We start from the raw sequence: 21,713 nt of genomic DNA, 5'->3' as shown, positions 1-21,713 counted from the left end.
CGCCGACCGGTGACGAGGAAGGGGCCGCGACCGGCGAGGTCGCGGCCTCTTCCCGCGTTCGGCCCGGTGCGCTGCGCTCCGGCGACCGCGACGATCACGGCCCACTCGCTGCCCGGCCCGCTTCGCCGCGAGCGCGCCTTAGTCGCGCAGCAGCTCGTTGATGCTGGTCTTGCTCCGCGTCTGCGCGTCGACGCGCTTGACGATCACCGCGCAGTAGAGCGCTGGCCGGCCGTCGCCGCCGCCGATCGAGCCGGGCACCACGACCGCATAGGGCGGCACCTCGCCGCGGAAGGTCTCGCCGGTCTCGCGGTCGACGATCTTGGTCGAGGCGCCGAGATACACGCCCATCGACAGCACCGCGCCCTCGCCGACGCGCACGCCCTCGGCCACCTCGGCGCGCGCGCCGATGAAGGCGCCGTCGCCGATGATGACGGGATCGGCCTGGAGCGGCTCGAGCACGCCGCCGATCCCGGCTCCGCCCGAGAGATGGACGTTGCGCCCGATCTGCGCACAGCTGCCGACCGTCGCCCAGGTGTCCACCATCGTCCCTTCGCCGACATAGGCGCCGATGTTGACGAAGCTGGGCATCAGGATGGCCCCCTTGCCGACGAAGGCGCCGCGCCGCACCACGCTTCCCGGCACCGCGCGAAAGCCGGTGGCGCGGAACTCGGCCTCGCTCCAGCCGGCGAATTTGCTCGGTACCTTGTCGTACCAGTGGCCGGCACCGGGACCGTTGTCGATCAGCGCGTTGTCGTTGAGGCGGAAGCTCAGCAGCACCGCTTTCTTGAGCCATTGGTTGACGCGCCAGCCGCCCGCCTCGTCCGGCTCGGCGACGCGCGCCTCGCCCGCGTCGAGCAGCGCCAGCGCGCGGTCGACCGCCGCGCGGACCTCGCCCGCGGTGGTGAGGCCGAGCTCGGCGCGCTGCTCCCAGGCGGCGTCGATGGTGGCGGGGAGATCGGTCGTCATTGGTCCTCCAACAGGGTCTCGAGCCAGGCGGTGAGATCGGTGACCCGATAGTCGACGTAGGAGCGGTCGGTGTCGTGGTCCTGCTCGGACCCGTTGTCGACCCACACCGTCGCCATGCCGATCGCCTTGGCGGGTCTGAGATTGCGCGCCATGTCCTCGACGAACAGCGCGCGGGTCGGGTCGACGCCGAAGGCGTCGCACAGCCCCTGATAGGCCGCGGGTGCGGGCTTGGGCACGAGGTTCATCGCGGTGATGTCGTGCACCGCCTCGAAGCTGGTGCCCAGGCCGAGCCGATCGAGCACCTTGAGCGCATAGGGCTTGTCACCGTTGGTGAAGACCAGTTTGCGCCCGGGCAGCCGCGCCAGCGCGGCGGCGAGCGGGGCGTTCTGCTCCAGCGCGTCCATCTCGATGTCGTGGACATAGGCGAGGAAGGCGGCGGGATCGATCTCGTGGTTGGCCATCAGCCCGGCCAGCGTGGTGCCGTGGCCGAGAAAATAGTCTTTCTGCACGCGCCGCGCTTCCACCGGATCGAGCCCGAGCAGGTCGCCGACGAAGGCCGTCATGCGCCGGTCGATCAGCGCGAACAGGTCGGCGCTGGCCGGGTAGAGCGTGTTGTCGAGATCGAAGATCCAGGTGTCGATATGCGCGAGCGCTGGCAGCATGGCGCCGGGCTGTAGTGGCTTTGCCGCGACGCGTCATCCCCCGCGGCATCGCTCGGCGCACGGGGGAAAGCCATGGACAGGCGGAGCAACGGCTCCTGACGCCCCGGGCTCCCCGCCGCCGCGTGCGCGGGCAGCACGACGTGGCAGTGCGCGATGTCCTGAGCAGACGGGCGCACGCGCTCGCAGGCGTGAACGCGTCGCCGTGGAGTCCGACGATCCGTCTCACATCCGGCGGCGTGTTCCCCTGACGCGACGTCAGCGGCGAGCGCCGCTCGCGCGGAACATCGCCTGGAGCCGCGGGTTGGCCGCCGACAGGAGGTTACCGCATGTCTCACATCCCCAACGCCGCGATGAAGCACGCGGGCCCCGTCCACCACGAGACCAAGGCGGCGGCGCGACCGGAAGAGACTGCCGCGCCCCAACCTCACCGCCGCCCGGGGGCAGGCATATGGTGGGTCATCGGCGGAACGATCCTCGGGTCCACGGCGGCAGCCATCGCCCTGCCGCTGCTGCGTCGGGCTGAAGCGCCGGCGCCCGCTCGTCGCGACAAGAAGGTGAACAGCGCGAAGCGACGCGCGCGCTCGCCGCGCTCGTCCGCGCCGAAGACGAACCGGAGCGGCTCGTAAGCTGCCGCTCCGCCGCCTCACGGCTGGCGGAGCTGCACGTCCGTGTCGCCCGTTAGCTCTCGGCAGTTGGCTGGCTGGATGGGACAATCAGCCGGCGCGCTCATCTGTCCGCCGATCCGGACGCGGGGCTCAGAAGGCGCGGCTGACGGAAAGGACCAGCGCGCGGCGCGCCCCGGTGCGGCGGGTCTCGCTATAGCGGTCGTAACCGTCGCCCGCGCCGATCCACGCCAGGCTGAGCGCCGCGGCGCGGTCGAGCCGACATGTCGCGCCCAGCCGCCAGTCGGCGGTCACGTCGCGGCCGCCGCCTTGCCACCGGGGTGGCCGCAGCGCGCCGACATGCGCGAAGAGCGAGAGGGCGCCGCGCTCGTACGGTCGTCCGTCGAGCTGAAGATAGGTCGCCGCATGTCCCCAGCCGTCATAATCCGGCGCGTGGAACAGGTGCGCCGACACGCGGCGGCTGACCAATCCCGCGTACACTTCGGCGACGCGCCTGCCGTACTCGACCGTCGCGTAACGATCGTAGGCCCGGCGGACAGCGCCGACATCGACCGAGATCGCCGAGTCGACCCGGTGGACGTAGCCGACCTGTTGCACCGAGCTGAGCACGCGCACGCCCTCGCCCCGAACGATCCCGGCTGTGAGGGTCACGCCGGCGTAGAGGCCGCTCGCGTCATCGATCGACAGCGCCGCCGTCGCCACGGCGCGGCCGTCGCTGGTGGTCGCGCCGCGGAATCGGTCGTCACTCGCGACCGCGAGCGTATAGCCGAGCCCGGCCGCGGCAGGTCGCGCGACCAGGATGCAGGACGCGGCAGCGATCACCGCCGGCACCCAGCGTCTAGCAGCTAGGCGCCGCCGTCCTGGCAGCGTGCCGCACGGTCGCGCAGGCGTCGATGGCGCCGCCGTCGGCGCGTGCCGCCACCAGGTCATCGTCGCCGTGCCGAAGCTGCCGGGTGAGCGCCAGCAGGCCGCTGACGTGCGCGGCCGCGAAGGAATTGCCGCTCACCAGATCCCATCGTCCCCCCGGCTCGGTCGTCGGCACGTCGCGGCCCGGCGCGTTGTACACGCCGGCGCGCTGGCTCGCCACGCCGTCCTCCGCGACCCGCACGACGCCGGGCAGCGACGCGGGGAAGCCGGCGCCGGTGCGCGGGTCGACCGACGCCACCACCGCCGCGCCGCGCCGCTGCGCCAGCGCGACCAGCTTGGCGATCAGCGGGTCGCTTGGGCCGGTGAGGCTCATGTTGATCACGCCGGCCCGTCGTTCGGTCGCGAAGAGCAGAGCGCGCGCCAGGCTGATCGAGTCGCACACCGTCACGCTGGGCGAGCGTTGCCGACAGGCGCGCAGGCCGAGCAGCCGCGCCTCGGGCGCGACGCCCGCGATGCCGAGCCCGTTGTTGGCCTGCGCGGCGATGATGCCGGCGACGCCGGTGCCATGCGACTCCGCTCCTGCCGCCGGTGCCCCGACGAAGTCGCGGACGAGCGCCACCCGACCGATCAGGTCGGGGTGACGCGCGTCGACCAGGCTATCGATCACGGCGACATCGACACCCGCGCCGGTGGCGAGGCGGTGCAGCGCGGCGAGCTGCCATGCCCGCGCGGCGGGCTGCGCCGCGAAGAGACGGTCGTTGGGCTGCCCAGGCGCTGCCGCCTGGGCGGTGAACTCGTTCATCGGCTGCGACCAGGCCACGCCCGACCGGCGCGCGAGCCGCGCCGCGACTCGGTCGAGCGGCTCGCTGCCCGGCACCGCCATGATGACGCAGTCGACCCCGAGCAGCGGCATCGGCCAGGTGTCGAGCAGCCTCAGCCCCTGCCCGCGCGCCAGCCGCGCGGCGAGCCGGTGACGCGCCCGCGCCGCGGCGGCGTCGCCATAGCCTCCCCCGCCATAGTCGCCGCCGGCGCGGTAATGTTCGGGCGGCAGGTCGAGCATCACCAGGATGCGTCGCTCCGCGGCCGTCGCGCGTGCCTCGTCCGCCGCCACGGGCGCTGCGGAGGCAGGGGCAAGCAGCGCCAGCAGGGCGGCGGCTCGCCTCACCGCGCCGGCCCGCCGCGGTCGATCGGCTCGGCCAGCGTGACCGCGCGCCGCGCGCGGAGCCGTGCGAGCGCGGCACCGTCACCCGGCAGCGCGATGACGTAGGCGCCGGCCGCGGTAGGACCGTCGACCAGCCGCGCGTCCGCCTCGGCGAGCAGGCCGCGCAGCGCCGCCTCGCTCGTCTCGGGGCGGAACATGACCAGCGCGTTGCCCGCCCGCACCGCGGCCGGATCGCCGAGCGCGCGATAGCCTTCGTCGCGCTGCGGCGGCCAGGCGACGAGCGTGCCGAGCACCAGCAGCGCGGCGAACTGCGCGCCGGCGATCCAGCGCCACGCGTGCTGACCGCCGGAATCGAGGCGCGGCCGCGGCCGAGCGCGCGCGCGCCGGCGCGGCCTCGGCTCGGCGCGGTCGAGCAGCGCGCGCACCGCGTCCCACCCGCCGGCCGCCGCGGGCGCGGCCGAGCGCACCGCCACCGCGAGCGCCCGTTCGCGCACCAACTCGGCGCGGCACATCGCACAGCCGGCGAGATGCCGCTCGACGACCTGCTCGTCGGAGGGGTCCAGCGTGGCGGTCGCGTGCCACGGCAGCAGTCGCAGCACCGTGTCGCAGGGGTCATCGGGCATGGCGATCAGCTGTCCCACCGTCGTCCTCCTCAATACCAGTCGCCGGGCTCGCCGGGCAGCACCGCGCGCAGGTGGCGGCGCGCGTGGAACATGCGGGTCTTCACCGTGTCGGGCGGGCAGTCCATGATGGCCGCGATCTCACGATAGCCGAACTCGTGGAAATAGGTCAGCTCCACCACCGCGCGATGCGTCGGAGACAGCGTCGCCAGCGCGGCGTCGAGCCCGCGCCGCACTCGCGCCGCTTCGGCCCCGGCGCCGGGCGACGCGGCGTGATCGATCGCCTCGTCGCGCTCGTCGTCGACCGGTTCGTCCAGCCGGCGCAGCGCGGCGAGCGCCTGGCGATAGGCGATGCCGAACAGCCAGGTCGAGAAGCGGCTCCGCCCGTCGAACGTGTCGAGCCGGTTCCACACCACCAGCATCGCGTCGTTGAGCACCTCCTCAACCACGTGTGGCCGTCGCAGCAGCTTGTGCAGGAAGCGCGACAGCCGCGCGTGATAGGCGTGGTACAACGCCTCGAACGCGCGGCGGTCACCCGCGCGCACGAGCGCGAGCATCGTCGCCTCGGCGTCTGCCCCCGCGCTGTCCTGCTTCGCCGTCGTCGCCACCCGATCGCCCTCGCCCCGACGTAAGTGTCGCGATCGTGCCACCGGGTTCAATCGCGAGAAAAGATCGATCAGGGTGAACCGAGGCGCGCGCGCGCGCCACTCACCGAGAGCGGCCGCATCTCTCACGCGGGTGGCGGCCGTTCGCGCAGGCGTCGCACCGGCGCCGCGCGGCACCCGTTCGGGGAGAGTGATGATGCGCCATATGTTGATCGCAGCGGCCGCGCTGGTCGCCGCACCGCAGGCGGCGAGCGCCGCCACGGTGGTGGACGCCACCGGCGACTTCCTGCCGAGCTACACCGCCGGTCCGCGCCTGGCCGATCTCGACGTGACCAGCTTCTCGGTCAACTACGACGCCGTGGGCAAGTTTTTCACGCTCGGGGCGACCTTCGCTGGCGCGATCGACGCGATGACGGGGGGCCTGTACGTCATCGGGGTCAACACCGGCACCGGCACGATCCGCCCCTTCGCCGGGATCGGCCAGGCGAACGTCATCTTCAATCAGGCGATCGTCCTACGCAAGGACGGCACCGGCAGTGTCGGCGCGACCGCGCTCGATCCCGGTGCGATCAGCATCGCGGGGAACATCATCACCGCGCGGGTCGGTGAGTCGCTGCTGCCCTCGACCGGCTTCGCCGGGGCCGACTATGGCTTCAACTTGTGGCCGCGGATCGGCCTGGGCAGCAATGACCAGATCACCGATTTCTCGCCCGAGAACGCCAATCTCTCCACCCGCGGGCTCCAGCCGGCGGTGCCCGAGCCGGCGACATGGGCGCTGATGATCCTGGGCTTCGGCGCGGTCGGCGCGGCGCTCCGCCGCCGGCGGACCGTGGCGGGTGAGGCGTCGAACGTGCCGGCCTGACCTGACGCAGGTGCGCCGGTCGCCCCGGGCGAGCGACCGGCGCTTCCCTCTCGGCGGCGCGGCGGACGCCGCCACATCGTCGCGCGACGGTCGGGCCTGCCGCCGCGGGAAGTGACCGACGCCGCGCGATCGCGCCGTCGGTCACGACGTCAGTTGCTGTCCGAGTCGTCGCCGTCGTCGGCGATGATGATGATCCCGGCGATCACTGCCGCCGCCGCCACCGCGGCGACGATCGCGCCGCCGCCCGCGAGCATCTCGCTAGATCGCGACGAGCTCGCCCCCGCACGCGACGACTGTTTCACCGAGAGCGAGGCCGCGGGGTTGGCGGGCGCGGCGAGCGCGGGCGCGGCCGCCAGCGACAGCGCGGCGGCGGTGCTGAAGAACTTCACGATCATGATCGTCTCCTTGAAGCGGGGAGCGGACGCGGCAGCGTGCCGCGTCCGTCATCCCCGTCGCGAGACGGAGTCGAGCGCGCGCGACCTTGGTGCGGCGGCGACCAAGGTTCCGGCCGGGCTGCTCCGTCGTGCACCGTGAGAACACGACGAAGAGGGACTCACGTGCGTCGACTGCTTGCCTCCACCAGCCTGTCCACCCTGCTTGTCGCCGGCGCCGCGTCGGCGCAGACCGCGATCGACACGCGCCAGGCCACGCCGGTGCGCACCTCCACCGTGAAGGCCGGCGCGCGCGATGACGTGCGGATCGGCGCCAACGGCGCCGTCGTTCCGACCGGTGGCGTCGCCGTGACGATCGACAGCGACAACAAGGTCGCCAACGGCGGCCTCGTCCAGATCACGGACGCCAGCGACGCCACCGCGATCCTGGCGCAGGACAACGTGCGCGGCGACATCGCCAACACCGGCAAGCTGATCGTCGACGAGACCTACGCGCCGGTCGACACCGACAAGGACGGCGATCTGGACGGCGCCTTCGCGCAGGGTGCCCGCCGCTACGGCATTCGCACCGCGGGCCGCTTCACGGGTAATATTGGCAACGCCGGCGAGATCACGGTCGAGGGCAACGATTCCGCGGGCATCTACCTCGGCGGGGCGACGAGCGGGAACGTCACCCACGACGGCAAGACGACGGTCGTCGGCGACCGCTCCGTCGGCGTGCGACTGGACGCGGTGAGCGGCAGCGTGACGCTCGGCGGCACGATCACCGCCTCGGGTCAGGGCGCGGTGGGCGCGCGGCTCGACGGGGACGTCGGCGGCGCCCTGACCGTGCAGGGGCTGATCGGCGCGACCGGCTACCGCTACACCACGGCACCTGCAGGCGCGTCGAAGCTCGACGCGGACGACCTGCTCCAGGGCGGATCTGCGCTGATCGTGGCTGGCAACGTCGGCGGCGGCGTCGTGCTCGGCAACGCCACCGGCAAGGTCGCCGACGTGGTCAGCTTCGGCGGCGCTCCCGCTCTCCAGATCGGCGCGACGGGACGCACCGTCACGATCGGCGCGGTGGCTGGCAAGACGCCGGCGGCGGGGCTGGTGATCGACGGCAAGGTCACCGCGGACGGCGTCTACACCGGCGTCGCGTCGAACGCTCTCGCGATCGGTGGTTTGGGCGGCGCGGTCACGATCGCGGGCGGCGTGTCGGTCGGCGGCAGCGTCCAGGCGGGGGCGAGCGGCGGCAACGCCACGGCGATCCGCTTCGGCGCGGGCGCGACGACGCCCGAGCTGCGCGTGACCGGCCTCGTCAATGCCGCCGCGAGCGGCGGTACGACGCAGGCGATCGCGGTGTCTGTCGAGGCGGGAGCCTCGCTGCCGGCGATCCGCAACAGCGGGACGATCCGCGCCGGCGCGGGCACCGCCGCGACCGCGATCCTCGATCGCTCGGGCACGCTGCTGCTCATTGAGAACAGCGGCGCCATCGTCGCGAGCGGGGCGAGCAGCGCGAGCGGCAACGTCGCCATCGACCTGTCGGCTACCACTGCCGGCACGGTCGTGCGTCAGGTGGCGGGCGCGAGCGGCGCTGCCGCGCCGTCGATCACCGGCGCGATCCGCTTCGGCGGTGGCGACGACCTGCTCGAGATCGGCGCGGGCACGGTCGCGGGCGACGTGGCCTTCGGCGCGGGCGGCAACCGGCTCACCATGACGGGCGCGAGCGGTTATGCCGGGACGGCGACCTTCGGCGCGGGTGCCGACACGCTCGCCATCGGCGGCACCTCGAAGTTCGCAGGTACTGCCGACTTCGGCGGCGGCGCCGACCGGCTGGCGATCACGGGCACGGGGGTATTCGCCGGACGTCTGCTCAACGCTGGTGGAGCGGCGGTGAGCGTCGCGGCGGGGGGCGGCACCTTCGCGCCCACCGGCGCCACCAGCATCGGCTCGCTGGACCTCGGCGCCAAGTCCGTGCTCAGCGTCGGGCTCGACCGCGCCAACCCCGCCGCCAACCTCATCCAGGTCGCGGGCGCGACGACGATCGGCGCCGACACCAAGCTGGCGCTGCGCGTCACCGGCGGCAGCGACGTCGCGGGCCGCTACGTCGTGCTCACCTCGGGCACGCTGACCGGCGCGGCCAACCTCTCGCTCACCACCGAGAACGTGCCCTTCCTCTACAAGGGCGCGCTGGTGACGACGCTGCCCAACCAGATCGCGGTCGACGTGGTGCGCAAGGCGACCGGCGAGCTCGGCTTAAACCGCGCGCAGGCGAGCGCGTTCGACGCGATCGATGTCGCGCTGGCGGGCGACGCCAAGCTGGCGGCCGCGATCCGCGGCATCTACGACGGCGGCGAGTTCCGCGGCGCGGTCGACCAGATGCTGCCCAATTACGCCGGCGGCGTCTTCGAGGGCGTCACGCTCGGCTCGCGCGTCGCGGCACGCCAGCTGTTGGAGCCGAGCGGCCGCTTCACCGAGGAAGGCGGCTGGGGAGCCTGGCTCACGCCGCTCGGCTGGGACTCGTCCAAGGCGACCCGCGACACGCTCAGCTATGACGTGAACGGCTGGGGCGTCAGCGGCGGGCTCGAACGCAAGACCGGGATGGGCAACATCGGCGTGTCGCTGAGCTACCTGGCGGGACGCGACAGCGAGGGCGAGGCGCTCAACCGCGTCGATCACAGACAGTATGAGCTCGCCGGCCACTGGCGCGGCCATTGGGGCGGCCTCGCCGCGAGCGCGCGCGCCTCGGCGGCGTGGATCTCGCTCGACAGCGTGCGGCGCTTCGACGGCGCGATCGGCAACGAGGCGGTCAGCCGCCGCGCTACCGCCGACTGGAACGCCCAGCTCTACTCCGGCGCCGCGGCGGTCGCGTACGAGCAGCTGATCGGGCGCTTCTCGCTGCGGCCGACACTCGCGCTCGACTATTACCGCCTCAACGAGGACGCCTATCGTGAGCGTGGCGGCGGCACCGCGACGGACCTCGCCGTGCGCGAGCGCACCAGCGACGAGCTGGCGCTGACCGGCAGCCTCGCCGCCGGCCTGAACATCGGCGGCTCGAACCGCTACGACCAGTGGACCCGGCTCGAGCTCGAGGGCGGCTGGCGCGAGCCCGTCGCCGGCTCGATCGGCAGCACCACCGCCAGCTTCGCCAACGGCAAGGCGTTCACGCTCGACCCCGAGGCGCGCGACGGCGGCTGGGTCGCCAAGGCGCGCGCCGTGACCGGGACCAGCGAGGTCCGGCTCAGCGGCGAAGCCGCCGCCGAGCGCCGCTTCGGCGACGTCGCGCTCTCCGCGCGCGCCGCCCTGCAGTTCGCCTTCTAGGCGAACCGCACGTGCATGCCCCCCTCACGTGCGGACTACCGGAGCTCCACCCGTCCCCTAGCGGGTGGAGCTCCTTCTCTCTTCGCGTCGCGGCGGCTAGGGACGTGCTGTTCCCGCGACCACAGTCAGTGAGACCCATGCCCCCGACCGGGCTCGAAGCCGTCTACCTCGAGAACCGCGACCGGCTGGTCCGCTTCCTCGTCGCGCGCGGGGCGGGCGACGCGGCGGAGGACCTGTTGCACGACCTGTGGATCAAGGTCTCGGCGCGGCCGAGCGGGCCGATCGACAACCCGCTCTCCTATCTGTTCCGCGCCGCCGACACGCTGATGATCGATCGTCACCGCTCGCGCACGCAGGCGCAGGCGCGCGACCATGCGTGGAGCGAGGTGAGCGCGGGTGAAGCCGCCACGAGCGAGCGCGTCGTCGCCGCGCGGCAGGAGGTGGCGCGCGTCGCGCAGGTGCTCGCCGGGCTCGGCGAGCGCCGCGCGACGGTGTTCCGTCGGGCGCGGCTCGACGGCGTGCCACAGCGGCAGATCGCCGCCGAACTCGGCGTCAGCCTCAGCACCGTTGAGGCGGACCTGCGCGCGGCGTGCCGCGCGCTCGTCGCCCTGAAGGACGAAACATGACCGCTATCGACGAGCAGGCGCTGGACTGGGCGGCGCGGGTGGCCGACCGCGACTTCACCGACTGGGAGAATTTCACCGCTTGGCTCGAGGCCGATCCCGTCCATGCCGCGCGCTACGACGCGGCGGTCGCGGCGCTGGCCGACGCGGAAAGCGCCGTCGCGCAGCTGCCGCCCGGCGCCGTGCCCGCGACGCCGCCACCCCGGCGCGGATCGGGGACAACGCGCCGGTTCCGCTGGGCCGGCCTCGCCGCCGCGGCAGCGCTCGTCGGGGCGCTGAGTATCACGCTCCTGCCCGAGCGTGCCCGCCCCTACGAGGTCGAGACGCGCGCGGGTGAGCAGCGCGAGGTCGCGCTCGGCGAGGGCAGCAGCCTCGTGCTCGCGGGTGCCTCGCTGGTCGTGCTCGACCGCGCCGACGCCCGGCGCGCCACGGTCGAGCGCGGCGAGGCGCTGTTCCGCGTCCGCCACGATCCCGCCCGCCCGTTCCGCGTGCGTGCCGGTGGGCTCGCCCTCACCGACATCGGCACCGTCTTCGACGTCAAGCGCACCGGAATCGTGACCCGCGTCGCCGTGGCGGAAGGCGCCGTGCTGGTCGATCCCGAGGGCGCCGCGCTGCGGCTTGACCCCGGCGAGACCGCGACCGCCGAGGGCGATCGCCTCGTCGAGGGCAGGATCGCGGCGGCGGACGTCGGCGCATGGCGTGACGGCCGCCTCGCCTATGACGGCGCGGCGCTGGACGAGGTCGCAGCGGATCTCTCGCGCCAGCTCGGCCGCCCGGTGCGGGTCGCGCCTGCGCTGGCGCGGCGCCCCTTCCGCGGCACGCTCGATCTCACCGCGTTACGCGCCGATCCGGTGACGCTCGGCGCGCTCCTCGACGTCCGGGTCCGCACCGACGCGGGAGGCTGGACACTGGAGCCGCGCGAGTGAGCGCACCCAGGAACGATCGGCGCGCTCACGCCTGTCGGGCGGGCGCGCCGCCGCGCCGCGCCCGCCCATGGCTCTGGCGCTGGATCGCGGTGGCGATGCGACTGCCTTCGGCGGGCGTCGCGCTGGCACTGACGGCTACGCCTGTGTCGGCGGAGACGATCGCGCTCGACCTGCCCGCCACGACGCTGGGGCGACAGGTCATCGCACTCGGCCGGGCCGCGCGGCTGAGCGTCGTGGTATCAGATCAGGCGCTGTGGCACCGCCGCGTGCCCGCGCTGCGCGGTCGCTACGACGGCGCCGGGGCGCTCGCCGCGATCGCGCGGGTGGCCGGCGCGCGGGCCCTGCCGCTCGGCCCGGCGAGTTGGCGGCTGGTGCCGCTGCCGCGGGCCGCCGCGGTGGGACCGCGCCGTGCCGCGATCGCCTCGCCGCCGCTGCCCGCGACGCCCGCCGACGTGGTCGTCACGGCCAGCAAGCGCGACACGCCGCGCGATCGCTTCGCCGGCGACACCCATCGCGTCGAGGGCGCCGACCTCGACCTCGGCGGCACCGGCGGCACGGACCGGCTGACCACCCGGCTCGCCAGCATCGCCTCCACCTATCTCGGCGCGGGCCGGAACAAGCTCTTCATCCGCGGCATCGCCGATTCCAGCTTCACCGGGCCGACCCAGGCGACCGTCGGCCAGTATCTCGGCGACCTGCGGCTGAGCTACAACGCGCCCGACCCCGACCTGCGCCTCGCCGACCTCGCCGCGGTCGAGGTGCTCGAGGGTCCGCAGGGCACGCTGTACGGCGCCGGCTCGCTCGGCGGGCTGATCCGGCTCGTGCCGAACGAGCCCGACCTGACGGCGAGCTACGGCGGCACCACCCTGGGCGGCGCGCTGACCGCGCACGGCGCCGGCAGCAGCGACGCGCAGGCGATGCTCAACCTGCCGGTCGTGGACGACCGGCTCGGCGTGCGGCTGGTCGGCACCGCGACTCGGGAGGGCGGCTACATCGACAAGCCCGCGCTGGACCGCACCGACGTCAATGCGACGCGCATCTACGGCGGTCGCGCCGCGGCGCTGCTGCGGCTCGGCGATGCCTGGAGCGCCGAGGTGATCGCGGTCGGTCAGCGGATCCGCGGGGCGGACAGCCAATATGCCGATCGCGACGCGCCGCCGCTGACGCGCGACGCCGCGGTGACCGAGGGCTTCAGCGCCGACTTCGCGCAGGCACAGCTGGTCGTGTCGGGACATCTCGGCCGAGTGCGGCTGCGCTCGACCTCCGGCGCGACCGCGCATGACCTCACGGAGCGCTACGACGCCACGACGGCCGGCGGTCCGCCGCAGCTCTTCGCTCAGGCCAATCGCACGCGCATGGCCGCCAACGAGACGCGGCTGTGGCAGTCGGCGCCGGACGGCTCGGGCTGGCTCGCCGGGTTCAGCTACGTGCGCAACGATACGCGATTGCGGCGGCTGTTCGGCGCACCCGACTCGCTCGCACCGACCACCGGCGTCACCAACCGGATCGATGAGACGACGCTGTACGGCGAGGCCGGCGTGCGGCTGCTGCCCGGCCTGCTGACCTCCGCGGGGCTGCGGATCACCCGCACCGCGCTCAGTGGCGCGGGCGAGGACGTCGCGCCGTTCGCGCTCGCGGCCGCGCGCGCCACCTCGGCGCGACGACGGCAGACGATCGCCCTGCCTGCCGCCTCGGCGCTGATCGATCTCGCGCCGCACACCAACCTGTTCCTTCGCTACCAGCAGGGGTTTCGCCCCGGTGGGATCGCGATCGACGGCGATTACGTCCGCCGCTTCCGCGACGACCGCGTCGCCACGATCGAGGCCGGGCTGCGCACCGGACGCCCGCGCCGCGACCGCGCCGACCTCGCGCTGACGGTGGCGCGCACGTCGTGGCGCGACATCCAGGCCGACTTCATCGATCCCTCGGGCTTGCCGACGACCGCCAATGTCGGCGACGGCCGGCTGTGGACGGTCGAGGCGACCGCCGGCGCCGTGCCGCTGGCAGGGCTGCGGGTCGAGGCGGCAGCGACGTTCAACGACAGCGTGATCGACGAGCCCTCCGCCGATCTCGTGCGCGCGCTCACCGCCGGAGTCGTGTCGGACGCCGCCGCCGCGCGCACGCAGATACTGGCGCGGCTCCGGCAGATCCCGAACATCGCGCGGATCACCGCCCGGCTCGGCGCGAGCTTCGAGACGCAGGTCGGCGCACGCGCGCTCAAGCTCGACGGCTGGGCCCGCTACGTCGGCCGCTCGCGGCTCGGTGTCGGTCCCGTCCTCGGGCAGGCGCAGGGCGATTATGTCGACAGCGGGGTTACCGCGCGCGTCTCGTTCGGCGCGGTGGGGCTCACCCTGGGCGTCACCAACCTGACGGACGCGCGAGGCAACCGTTTCGCGCTCGGTACGCCATTCGTGACGGGCCGCGAGCAGGTGACGCCGCTGCGGCCGCGCACGCTACGGCTGGGGATCGACGCGACCTTCTGATCGATGCGGCCGTGGCGCCGACGTCGGTAGCGCGGGGGCAGCGGCCCGGCGAGTCTCGGCCGGTCATCGGCTCGACTGGGGCGGGTTGGGCAGGCGTTGCACGGTACCGCTGAACACTTTCGGGTCGGCGAGCGCCTGAGCCAGATCGTCCTGGCGGAAAGGCTTGGGCAGATGGGCGAGATCGGGCGAGAGCGTCTCGACGTCGGCGTAGCCTGAGACGATGAGCACCCCCAGTCCGGGCAGCAGCGCGCGCAGCTGACGCGCCAGCGCGGTCCCGGTCATGCCGGGCATCATGTGATCCGAGACGAGCAGGTCGGGCTGCCAGCCGTTCGCGACCATCCGCGTCGCCGCCGCGCCGCTGTCGGCCTCGAACACCTCATATCCGAGATCCTGCAACATCTGAGCCGCCGCGACCCGGACGACGTCCTCGTCGTCCACCAGCAGCACACGCCCGACGACGACGGAGACCGGCGTGGCGTCCTCCGCTCTCGTCGTGACCGCCGACGCGCTGCTGACCGGCAGCCATAGCTCCGCCTTGGTCCCCGCACCGAGCGCGCTCTCGAGCTGGAACGTGCCGCCGAGCTGGCTCGCCAGGCCATGTACCATCGACAGGCCCAGTCCGCTGCCGCGCCCGAGCCCCTTGGTCGAGAAGAACGGCTCGATCGCGCGGGTCCGCGTCTCCTGGTCCATGCCGATGCCGGTGTCGGCCACGCTCAGGCCGAGATAGGCGCCGGGCGGGACGGCCCCGGTCCCGTCGAGCACCAGCTTCTGGCTGATGCCGATCCGCACGGTCCCGCCCTCGGGCATCGCGTCGCGCGCGTTCACCGCCAGGTTGAGCAGCGCCATCTCCAGCTGGTTCCGGTCCGCCATCGCGGGCGGCAGGTCTTCCTGCGTCTCGATGACGAGCCGCACCTGCGGGCCGAGCGTCGTCGAGAGGAGCGACGACATGTCGCGCGTCATCGCGACCAGATCGACGGCGTTGGGTTGCAGCGGCTGCCGGCGTGCGAAAGCGAGCAGGCGCTGCACGAGGGTGCGCGCGCGTTCCGCCGACTGGATCGCGCCGTCGAGCAGCCGCGCGCTGCGATCGCCGTCGGCGAGCTTGCGTCGTACCAGGTCAAGGCTGCCCAGGATCGGGGTGAGCAGGTTGTTGAAGTCGTGCGCCACCCCGCCGGTGAGCTGGCCCATGGCCTCCATCTTCTGACTGTGGCGCAGGGCCTCTTCGGTCCGCCGCAGCGTGTCTTCCCTGGCGCGCGCCTCTGTGATGTCGCGCCCGGAGCCATACACCATGTCACCGTCCGCGGCGGTCAGCCATGAGAGCCACCGGATCGATCCGTCCTTCGCCAGGTAGCGGTTCTCGACGACGGGGATCTCGGCCCCGGTCAGCGCGGCGGCGAACGCCTCGCGCGTCGCTGTCACATCGTCGGGCAGGACGAAATCGAGGAAGTTGCGGCCGACCACGTCCTGCACGGCGTGACCGAGGATCGTCGTCCAGGCGGGGCTCACCGAGCGCAGCGTCCCATCCGCCGCGACGGTGACGAGCAGGTCGCGTGACAGGCGCCAGGCGCGGTCGCGCTCGGCCGTGCGCTCGACGATGCGCTGTTCGAGCGTGTCGTTGGCGGCCTGTACCGTCGCGAGCAGTCTGGCGTTCTCGATCGCGACCGCGGCCTGCGCCGCCAGCCCGGCGATCAGCTCCTCGTGCCGCTGCGTGAAGCAGCCGGCGCGCGGGTGACCGAACAGCAGACCGCCCAGCACCGCCCCGCCGCGGGAGACGACGGGGACGGCGAGGTAGCTGGTGATCACGGGATGCCCCGGCGGCATGCCCGCGTAGGGCGCGTTCAGGCCATAACGCGGGTCCGCGGTGATATCGTCGGATCGGATAATCTCGTTCCGAAACAAGGGCTCGAGCACGCGGGTGCCGCGCGGCCTGCCCAATCGCGCGAAATCATCCCGCGCCGCGCCGGTCAGCGTGAAGAGGTGAAGACGCTCGCCGCTCTCGTCGAGCACGTTGTGGAAGAAGGCGCCGACCGACGCGCCGGTCAACTCGACTCCGGCGTCCGTCACCATCTGCACCAGGCGTTCGAGATCATGTTCAGCCGCGAGCGCGGTGTTGATCCGGTTGAGCGACCACCGCGCGCTGGGCGCGTCGTTCCTCGCTGACGTCCTCGCAGGAGACCGCCACGCCGACGATATCGCCCGACGCGTCGCGCAGCGGCACCCAGTTCTGGCGCCAGACGCTGGTGCGGTCCGGCCGCGCCGCGGTGGGACCGATCAGTTCGATGCCGCGAATCTCTTCGCCCGCGAGCACGCGCTCGAACGCGGCGAGGGCCTGCGCCGAGAGATCCGGGATGACTTCCTGCACGGACCGGCCGATGTGATCGGCCGCCGCGATCCCGTTAAGTGCCGCGAGATGCTCGTTGATGCGAACGTAGCGCAGCTCGCGATCCAGAACAGCGAGGCCGATCGGAGAGGCGTCGTACATCGCCGCAAGCTGCTCGGACTGCTCCATCTCCGTGATCACGGCGCCTTCCTCATGGAACTTCTCCCCCGCCGCCCCTCTGAGACACTCTCCGTTTCTGTTCAAGTTCGCTGACCCGCTTCGTGGGACCGGGAGCAGTCGGGCCGCGACGCGAGCGTCTTCTTCCTGGACATGTTGATCGGCATCAAGACCTGCAGCGAAAGTATCTCGCGTGCAGACCGGTCATCATGTCCGACCGCCGGGAAGATACGCACGGACCGACGACGAGCGACAACTTGCCCCTGCCGACGACACGATTGCTCCGGCTCAGCAGGGCGGCCCTTCCGGCCGTCTACTGACGGGCCTCGTGCCGCCGATCCGCCGCTGGTCCGGGCGGACGATGATCCTGACCGCGCGACACCGCTGCGCCCCAGATCGGCGACCGTCACGCAGGCACGCCCATGACGCCGCTCGGCCGTGGCCGCGCGCCTACCGTCCGCCCGCGCCTTAGAAGCTCGACCAATCGTCCTGCGCCGCGGCGGCGACGGCCTGGCCCCGCTTCGCGCGGGCACTGGCCGCGATGCGCGCTCCGACCTGGGCAGCCCGCTCCTGCAGCTGGTGGACGGGCGAGTCGGGTCGGCTCTCCTTTGCCTCCGCCGGTAGCCGGAAGCGGGCGACCTGGCGTGCCATGTTCTCGGTCTCCTCGGCCAGGCTGCGCGCGGCGGCGGTGGCTTCTTCCACCATGGCGGCGTTCTGCTGAGTCACGCCGTCCATCTCGCTGACGGCGGTGTTGACCTGCTGCAGACCGATCGATTGTTGCTCCGCGGCAGAGGCGATGTCGGACACGAGCGCGCTGATCTCACCGATCCGACCCGAGATGCGGGTGAGCGTCTCGCCCGTCTGCGCGACGAGCCCCACGCCGACCTCCACCTGCTCGGTCGACGCCGTGATCTTCGCCTTGACGTCCTTGGCCGCGTCGGCGGATCGCTGGGCAAGCGCTCGAACCTCGCTCGCGACCACCGCGAACCCCTTGCCCGCGTCTCCCGCGCGCGCGGCCTCGACCCCCGCGTTGAGCGCGAGCAGGTTGGTCTGGAACGCGATACCGTCGATCACGGCGATGATGTCGCTGATCTCACCCGACGACCGCTCGATGTCGGTCATAGCCGCGACGGCCCGCTGCACGACGTCGGCCGATTGTACGGCGTCGGCGCGCGCTTCCTGGACGACGCCGTTGGCGCGCGTGGCGTTGGCGGCGGTGTCACGTACCGTGGTGGTGATCTGATGCATCGCGGCGGCCGTCTCCTCGAGGCTGGCGGCCTGCTGCTCGGTCCGTCGCGAGAGGTCGTCCGACGCCTGGCGGATGTCACCCGCGCCGTTGGTGATCCCGGCCGCGCTCGCGTTCACCGCCTGGAGCGTCGCCGAGACAGCCTCCATCGCGGCGTTGAAGTCGCCCTTCAGCGTGCCGAACGGTCCGGTCAGCTCGGCGTCGATCCGCGCCGTGAGATCGCCGCGCGCGAGCGCGGACAGGCCGGCGCCGACGCTCTGGACGATCAGCACGGTCTGCTCCTGCTTCGCCCGTTCAGCCGCGACGAGCTGATCGCGCAGCAGGGTGACCGACGATGCGAGCTTGCCGACTTCGTCACGCCGGCCATCCTGCCCCAGCACGACGTCGAGCTTGCCGGCGGCCATCTGGCCGATGGCGAGGTGCAGGTCGCGCAGCGGTCGCGACACGAGCCGAACCATGAGGAACAGCGCCAGCAGGATGACGGCCAGGGCGATCATCACCGCCGCCGCGATCACCAGCTTGGCGCCCGCGAAGTTCGTCGCGGCGGCGCTTTTCGCCTCTGCTTCTTGCGCCTGGAACAAGGTGCGCAGATCGGCGACCTCTCGGGCGAGTTTCTCGCTGTCGCTACGCACCGCGAAGAGCGCCTGGGTCGCGCCAGCGTCGTCGCCGGCGCGCGAGGCCACGAGCACGCCGTCATCGCGCCGGGTGATCTCCGGCAGGATCGTCTCGATCCGTGCCACGGCCGCCTTTGACTCGGGCGCGGTCACCAGCGCGGCCAACTCCTGGCTCGCCTTCATGGTGGCCTGGCGCGCCTTGGTCACGGCCTCGTCCGCCTCGCGCAGCTTCTCCGGGGGCGCCGCGATGTGCCGGTACATGGCGGTACGGTAAGCCGCGAACTTGCCTTCCAGTTCGCCGAGGGCGACCGCCTTGGGCAGGCGATTGTCGGCGAACGTGCTCACGCTGTCGTTCATCGTCGACAGCTTGGACACGGCCACCGCGCTCAATCCCAGCACGATCAGCAAGCAGCAGCCGAATGCCAGCAACAGCTTGCTCAACAGCGATAGATTTTTCACTTCCCTCGTTCCCCCTCGTACACGCCCGACGCCACCCCTTCCCGGCCGGCGAAGCATGTCACTCCCGCCCCCGGATCATGATGAGCTCCGAGCATCACCCCTGCCATCTGCCTCACCGTCGCATGAGGCGCTGCGCCTCGGTGGTCGCCCTGCGAACGAGGGCCCCGGTGTCTTCCAGCATCGACACGGCCGCGGTCCGATACTCGTTCCAGCGCGCCGCATTGTCGCCCGCACTCCAACAGCTGACGTAAGCGCGTAACGTCGCATGAAGCTCGTCCATCTCGGCGATGAGGCGAGCGTGCGGGCTGCCGCTGGCGCCCGCGCCCGGATGCAAGCTCGCGGTCAAGAACCAGCGGAAGTTACAAACCGCTTTGGTCAGCTTCCATCGCATGCAAGCGAGAGCGGCGATGTCGGGCGTCGCACCGGTTGACTGCAACATGGCCATCTTGGCGTCGATGATGCACCCGATGGCAGCCGCCAACGAAATCAGCCGCTCTTCCCTCGTCCTGCTTTCCATGCATCGCCAGTTACGCGCATCTGCTTACCACATCGTGAGGAAGGCGTTGAAAGTACTGAGAAAATGCGCAACCCAGATCAACGTGCCACGCGCCTCGTCGATGAGCACGGCACGTGAGATTGGGAGTCCCGCCCGACGTGTCGTCGGGGGACCTTGTTTCGCTCGGATACGTGCAGACGAGCCGCCCGTCCGCGGTCTCGACGCGCGCACTCGCGCCGAAGCTTTCGCGCCAGGCAAGCGGTGGTCGACTCGGCCGGAACGGTGATTTCGCGCCCCGGCGCCGCGGACAGCCGCCGCTCTCTCGATCAGCTCGCGATCGCCGCTTCAGCAGGAGCGGACAGCGTTTCGCCCCGCCTCTTTGGCCGCATACAGCATGGCATCGGCCGCCCGCAGCCAGTCGGCGAACGACGCGGTGGATGCATCGACCGGCGCGATACCGAGGCTCGCCGTCACCGGAAGCGACGAGCGATCCACCAGAGCGAGCGGACGCGCCTCGATCGCCCGCCGGATACGCTCCGCCGCGGTGACCGCATCGTCTCTCCCCGCCTCGGGCAGCAGGACCCCGAACTCTTCTCCGCCGAGCCGGCCGAGAACGTCGCTCGGCCTGATGGTCGCCTTGATCACCTCGGCCACGTGCCGAAGCACCTGGTCGCCGGTGTCATGTCCATGCTCATCGTTGATCGACTTGAAATGGTCCAGGTCGAGGATGATGAGCGAGCTGGGCCGCTGGTACCTGGCGAAGCGAGCGATCTCGAGCTCGACCTGCTCGACGAAACCCCGCCGCGTCAGCGCACCCGTGAGGTGATCGCTCTGCGCGATCATCCTGAGTTCCAGCTCGTCGCACACGATATTGGCGAAATTCGTGAGGATGCCGATGTCGCCGGGGCTGAAGCGGCGCGGGCGCGTGTCCATGGCACATAGCGCCCCGACGTTATATCCGTCGGGCGTGCGCAACGGCACGCCGGCATAGCTGCGCACGAACGGCGGGCCCAGCACCAGCGGACTGCCCGCGAAGCGCGGATCGGCTTCCGCGTCTTCCACGATGAGAGGATCGCGCTGCTGGATCGTATGCGTACAGAAGGAGACGGAGCGGGCCGTCTCGCTCGCGTCGATGCCACGCTTGGCCTTGAACCACTGCCGGTCGCGATCGACGAGCGTGACAGTGGCGATCGGTACCGCCAGGACCGTCCTGACGAGCGTCACGATCTTCTCGAACGGCTGCTCGAGGGGGGTGTCGAGGATCTCGAGGCGGCGCAGCGCCGCGAGCCTCGCGTCGTCGTCAAGGAGAAGCGGCTCAGTCACGAACGTCCGCCTCGAGCATCTGCGTGACCGCGGCGGTCAGCTCAGCCGCGTAGCTATCGACCAGCTCGCGAATGCTCGCCTCTACGGTCGCCTCGTCGACCCCCGCCGCTCGCAAGCTCTCGATCAGCGTGGCGAGATGGGCTTGATGGCGCCGCACGCTGCCCAGGAGCATTTCGGGTATCTCGAGCGATGCTGCGTCGGTGGGCGTCGGCTCTAGCTCATCGATGCGCAACCGGACCTCCGTTTTCCCTCGCCTGCTGCTACGCCGAGAATCTTATCACTGCATTAACCGCCCCTTTCGCGGCGCATGGCTTTGCGCCGAAGCGTGCGGATCGTGAGAGAAACGACTCCGCCGCCCCGCCCCGCCGGCTCCCGCGACCCGCGGTCCTTCGTGGCGGCAGCAGGGCGATGGTCCACCTTCGAGCACGTCGTGCGACGCTCGATCCGCATCGCTGTCGCCGCCCCTGGGCGGTCTCGAGATGCCGGTCGGCGATCGTCGTGCTCCTCGTCCGTTCGACAGGGTCGACGATGAAGCGACCTGCTCGATCGCGGCGATCGGCTCACCCAATCCCGGAGTCGCCCTGCTAGCGGCGAGCGGCGTCCGGCCCGGCGATCACGTCGCCGAGACCGGATCGAGGACGAAGGCGCTCCGCTCGGCCAGCCCGCCGATCTGCGCGAGATAGGTCTGGAAGTGCGGCGTCGCTCGGTGGGCGGCGACGGCGGCCGCATCGACGTACAGCTCGTTGAGGACGAAGCGGCGCGGCTCGCCCTGATCCTGCCAGAGGTCATAGCGCAGGTTGCCGGCCTCGGCACGGCTGGGTGCCAGCATCGCATCCAGCAGGCTGCGGAGACGCTCGACGGCCCCCTCACGGGCGGTCAGGACGGCGACGATCTTCACGTTGGCGGTCATGGCATCGATCCTCGTTGGGCGGTCGTCAGAGGCGCAGCCTTCCACGCGCCCCGCCGACGGCGGCGCCTTCTATCACG

General features: G+C 72.0%; 19 protein-coding genes. 5 read left to right on the top strand and 14 right to left on the bottom strand.

Annotated elements, in window-relative coordinates:
• Positions 1 to 138 precede the first annotated feature (138 nt).
• The 6 genes from dapD to FHY05_RS10190 form a co-directional block, all read right to left on the bottom strand.
• Positions 139 to 966, bottom strand: a complete 828-nt coding sequence (gene dapD / locus FHY05_RS10215) for a 2,3,4,5-tetrahydropyridine-2,6-dicarboxylate N-succinyltransferase (protein WP_183944271.1) — start codon at positions 964 to 966, stop codon at positions 139 to 141.
• Positions 963 to 1,628: a pyrimidine 5'-nucleotidase gene (locus FHY05_RS10210; protein ID WP_183944270.1), complete on the bottom strand. Its 666-nt coding sequence runs from the start codon at positions 1,626 to 1,628 to the stop codon at positions 963 to 965. The genes dapD and FHY05_RS10210 overlap by 4 nt, the downstream gene beginning before the upstream one ends.
• A gap of 755 nt (positions 1,629 to 2,383) precedes the next feature.
• Positions 2,384 to 3,073 carry a TorF family putative porin gene (locus FHY05_RS10205; RefSeq protein ID WP_183944269.1) on the bottom strand — a complete coding sequence of 230 codons (690 nt, stop codon included), beginning with the start codon at positions 3,071 to 3,073 and terminating at the stop codon, positions 2,384 to 2,386.
• Positions 3,074 to 3,089: 16 nt separating this feature from the next.
• Positions 3,090 to 4,283 (bottom strand): S8 family serine peptidase, encoded by a 1,194-nt coding sequence (locus tag FHY05_RS10200; protein WP_183944268.1) that lies wholly within the window; start codon positions 4,281 to 4,283, stop codon positions 3,090 to 3,092.
• The gene (locus FHY05_RS10195) at positions 4,280 to 4,921 is read right to left on the bottom strand and encodes a zf-HC2 domain-containing protein (RefSeq protein WP_183944267.1); all 642 of its coding nucleotides are present in this window, start codon (positions 4,919 to 4,921) and stop codon (positions 4,280 to 4,282) included. Before FHY05_RS10195 ends, FHY05_RS10200 begins: the two co-directional genes overlap by 4 nt.
• A gap of 11 nt (positions 4,922 to 4,932) precedes the next feature.
• The gene (locus FHY05_RS10190; RefSeq protein WP_311732440.1) at positions 4,933 to 5,508 is read right to left on the bottom strand and encodes a sigma-70 family RNA polymerase sigma factor; all 576 of its coding nucleotides are present in this window, start codon (positions 5,506 to 5,508) and stop codon (positions 4,933 to 4,935) included.
• Positions 5,509 to 5,710: 202 nt separating this feature from the next.
• On the opposite strand from FHY05_RS10190, the gene FHY05_RS22480 reads away from it, so the two are divergent.
• Complete coding sequence (locus FHY05_RS22480; RefSeq protein WP_260181452.1) at positions 5,711 to 6,367, top strand: PEPxxWA-CTERM sorting domain-containing protein; 657 nt, start codon at positions 5,711 to 5,713, stop codon at positions 6,365 to 6,367.
• Between the two features lie 149 nt (positions 6,368 to 6,516).
• On the opposite strand, the gene FHY05_RS10180 is transcribed toward FHY05_RS22480, so the two are convergent.
• A complete protein-coding gene (locus tag FHY05_RS10180; protein WP_183944266.1) occupies positions 6,517 to 6,762 on the bottom strand; it encodes a hypothetical protein in 246 nt (81 codons plus the stop codon).
• 162 nt (positions 6,763 to 6,924) lie between these two features.
• Here FHY05_RS10180 and FHY05_RS10175 point away from each other — a divergent pair, with 162 nt between their 5' ends.
• The 4 genes from FHY05_RS10175 (at position 6,925) to FHY05_RS10160 (ending at position 14,094) form a co-directional block, all read left to right on the top strand.
• Positions 6,925 to 10,062, top strand: coding sequence for an autotransporter outer membrane beta-barrel domain-containing protein (locus FHY05_RS10175; RefSeq protein WP_183944265.1), 3,138 nt, complete (start codon positions 6,925 to 6,927; stop codon positions 10,060 to 10,062).
• A gap of 137 nt (positions 10,063 to 10,199) precedes the next feature.
• Positions 10,200 to 10,688 carry an RNA polymerase sigma factor gene (locus FHY05_RS10170; protein WP_183944264.1) on the top strand — a complete coding sequence of 163 codons (489 nt, stop codon included), beginning with the start codon at positions 10,200 to 10,202 and terminating at the stop codon, positions 10,686 to 10,688.
• Positions 10,685 to 11,611 carry a FecR family protein gene (locus tag FHY05_RS10165; RefSeq protein WP_183944263.1) on the top strand — a complete coding sequence of 309 codons (927 nt, stop codon included), beginning with the start codon at positions 10,685 to 10,687 and terminating at the stop codon, positions 11,609 to 11,611. Before FHY05_RS10170 ends, FHY05_RS10165 begins: the two co-directional genes overlap by 4 nt.
• A 95-nt stretch (positions 11,612 to 11,706) precedes the next feature.
• Positions 11,707 to 14,094, top strand: coding sequence for a TonB-dependent receptor (locus tag FHY05_RS10160; RefSeq protein ID WP_183944262.1), 2,388 nt, complete (start codon positions 11,707 to 11,709; stop codon positions 14,092 to 14,094).
• 63 nt (positions 14,095 to 14,157) lie between these two features.
• Here FHY05_RS10160 and FHY05_RS10155 read toward each other — a convergent pair whose 3' ends face one another.
• From FHY05_RS10155 to FHY05_RS10130, 7 genes are all read right to left on the bottom strand, one after another.
• On the bottom strand, positions 14,158 to 16,158 hold the full coding sequence (locus tag FHY05_RS10155; protein WP_260181481.1) for an ATP-binding protein: 2,001 nt from the start codon (positions 16,156 to 16,158) through the stop codon (positions 14,158 to 14,160).
• Between the two features lie 25 nt (positions 16,159 to 16,183).
• A complete protein-coding gene (locus FHY05_RS22475) occupies positions 16,184 to 16,612 on the bottom strand; it encodes a PAS domain-containing protein (protein WP_311732439.1) in 429 nt (142 codons plus the stop codon).
• 444 nt (positions 16,613 to 17,056) lie between these two features.
• Positions 17,057 to 18,964 (bottom strand): methyl-accepting chemotaxis protein, encoded by a 1,908-nt coding sequence (locus FHY05_RS10150; RefSeq protein ID WP_183944261.1) that lies wholly within the window; start codon positions 18,962 to 18,964, stop codon positions 17,057 to 17,059.
• A 55-nt stretch (positions 18,965 to 19,019) separates the two neighbouring features.
• Positions 19,020 to 19,424, bottom strand: coding sequence for a hypothetical protein (locus FHY05_RS10145; protein WP_183944260.1), 405 nt, complete (start codon positions 19,422 to 19,424; stop codon positions 19,020 to 19,022).
• A 324-nt stretch (positions 19,425 to 19,748) separates the two neighbouring features.
• The gene (locus tag FHY05_RS10140; protein WP_183944259.1) at positions 19,749 to 20,726 is read right to left on the bottom strand and encodes a diguanylate cyclase; all 978 of its coding nucleotides are present in this window, start codon (positions 20,724 to 20,726) and stop codon (positions 19,749 to 19,751) included.
• Entirely contained in the window at positions 20,719 to 20,958 is a 240-nt protein-coding gene (locus FHY05_RS10135; RefSeq protein WP_183944258.1) for a hypothetical protein, read from the bottom strand. Before FHY05_RS10135 ends, FHY05_RS10140 begins: the two co-directional genes overlap by 8 nt.
• A 381-nt stretch (positions 20,959 to 21,339) precedes the next feature.
• The gene (locus FHY05_RS10130) at positions 21,340 to 21,636 is read right to left on the bottom strand and encodes a putative quinol monooxygenase (protein ID WP_183944257.1); all 297 of its coding nucleotides are present in this window, start codon (positions 21,634 to 21,636) and stop codon (positions 21,340 to 21,342) included.
• Positions 21,637 to 21,713: the final 77 nt, after the last annotated feature.

Source organism: Sphingomonas sp. BK580 (assembly GCF_014194975.1).
Lineage (GTDB): Bacteria > Pseudomonadota > Alphaproteobacteria > Sphingomonadales > Sphingomonadaceae > Sphingomonas.
Note: the sequence above shows the minus strand (reverse complement) of the source record. Positions and strands in the feature narration are given on the sequence as shown.